Source organism: Streptomyces sp. NPDC034111 (genome assembly GCF_055575375.1).
Window position 1 is genome coordinate 1 of record NZ_JBVIST010000045.1, and the last position, 2,175, is coordinate 2,175.

Annotated in this window: 1 protein-coding gene; it reads left to right on the top strand. The window is 62.2% G+C overall.

Translation table 11 applies throughout. The features are described from left to right. Positions 1 to 55 precede the first annotated feature (55 nt). Complete coding sequence (locus ACZ55A_RS37070; RefSeq protein WP_468849500.1) at positions 56 to 2,155, top strand: ISAzo13 family transposase; 2,100 nt, start codon at positions 56 to 58, stop codon at positions 2,153 to 2,155. Positions 2,156 to 2,175: the final 20 nt, after the last annotated feature.

The window sequence follows — 2,175 nt, forward strand, 5'->3', positions numbered from 1 at the left end:
GAAGCTGTCCGGAAACAAAGCGTTGCTTCGCAGGCCCCAAGATCGTTGATCTTGCATGCTCATATCCCAGCCGGTGTCTCGTCAACTCGCGGCTCGATTGGGGGCGTTGCTCCCTCACCTCAACGAAAGGCAGCGGCGCCTTCTGCTGGCTGCCGAGGCCCGCGAGCTGGGACACGGCGGTATACGCGCAGTGTCCCGCACGGCGGGTGTCAGCGAAACGACGGTTCGCAAAGGAATCGCCGAGCTCGCCGACGAGTCGACCCCTTTTCCGGCGGGTCGTATTCGACGCCCAGGGGGTGGCCGCAGGAGGGCGACCGAGAAGAACCCTGCGCTGTTGCCCGCCCTGTTGGCGCTGGTCGAGCCGGACGAGCGAGGGGACCCCATGTCTCCCTTGAGATGGACGACCAAGTCCCTGCGAAATCTCGCTGTCGAGCTGACCGAGCAAGGGCATGCAGTCTCCGCGACCACGGTCGGAAGACTGCTGCGCGAGAACGGGTTCAGCTTGCAGGGCAATGCCAAGACTCTGGAAGGAAAGCAGCACCCCGACCGGGACGCTCAGTTCCACTACATCAACGGTCAGGTCAAGGAGCATCAGGCAGCCGGCGAGCCAGTCATCAGCGTGGACACGAAGAAGAAGGAAATAATCGGCCAATACCACAATCCTGGCCGCGAGTGGCGGCCCAAGGGCGAGCCGATCGATGTTGAGGACCACTCGCTCTTCTTCCGCGGGGATATCCAGCAGGCCATCCCATACGGAATCTACGACATCGCAGCCAACACGGGATGGGTCAACGTCGGAGTTGACCACGACACGTCCACCTTCGCCGTCTCCTCGATTCGCCGATGGTGGGAAAACCGAGGCAAGGGCGTCTACCCGAATGCCCAGCGCCTCCTCATCACAGCAGACTCCGGCGGATCGAACTCTCCTCGATACCGGCTGTGGAAGTCTGAACTCGCAGCCCTTGCCGAGGAAACCGGCTTGGCCATTACTGTCTGCCACTTTCCGCCCGGAACATCGAAGTGGAACAAGGTCGAACACCGACTCTTCTCCCACATCACGATGAACTGGCGCGGGCGCCCACTGACCAGCCACGAGGTCGTTATCAAGACCATCGAGTCCACCCGCACCCGGGCTGGCTTGCGCGTCGAGGCCGAGCTCGACACAGGCTCCTATCCAATCGGGATCACTGTGAGCAAGGAGTATCTGGACTCCCTGCCGATCCAGCCACACGAAAGCCGCGGAGCCTGGAACTACACCGTCCAGCCAAACGGCTTCTGCCCTGCTGCACAGAGGGGCAGAAGTGGCCCCAGGGTCATCCCGTCGGAAGTCCTGGAGATGCTGTCCCATCCGGTTCTTACCGGCATGAGCCGGGAAGAGCTTCACTGCCTTATCGAGGTTCTCGCACCAGCCCAGGAGGCCCAGGCCGAGAAACGGGCTTACAACAGACGAGGCGGAAGGCGGCGCCGCGCGAAAGGTGCAGGCGGAATGACGGTAATGACGCCCGCAGCTCGCATTGTGGCCACCCTTATCTACCTTCGGGAGGTCTGCCCGATGCCCGTGCTGCAGGACTTGCTCGGAGTAGGTCGAAGTGCCATGCAGCAAGTCACTCGCGAGACTCGAGTCCTCTTGGCAGAACACAACCACCCAGTACGTCCCATCGCGCTCCGACTTCCCAGCACGCAGGCGGTCCGCGAGTTCGTCGCGTCCGCCGGCACCCTGAAGGAAATCGACCCTCAAGAAGCATTGCGCCATCCGGCCATCACCGGCATGAGCCGCGATGAACTCGATGCCATCACCGCTCGCCTGGCTATCAAGTACCAAGCCCGCCTTCAGGAGATTCGTCGCAAACGACGGGGTGCCGAACTGAAGAAGGATCCAGGCGCAGTTACCGGCCATAGGAAGATCACCGATGAGGGCCGAGTCCTTGCCGCGATCCTCGCCATGCGCCAGGTTGCCACCCGGCCGACGATCGCCGCTCTGTTCAAGGTGAGCCCCCGCACCGTCGGCAACACACTCGTGGAACTTCGGCCTCTCCTTAAGGAGGACGGATACAACCCCACGCCCGTCCACAGGAACCAGCGGTTTTACAGCGCGGAAGAAGTGCTCCGGTTCGTTGAGTCCACGGAGGAATCGAATGCCCATGCGAAACCGTGAGGTTGTTTCCGGACGGCTTC

Coding starts and splice junctions, on each gene's coding strand:
- ACZ55A_RS37070 (WP_468849500.1), top strand. CDS start 56: ATGCTCATATCCCAGCCGGTGTCTCGTCAACTCGCGGCTCGATTGGGG.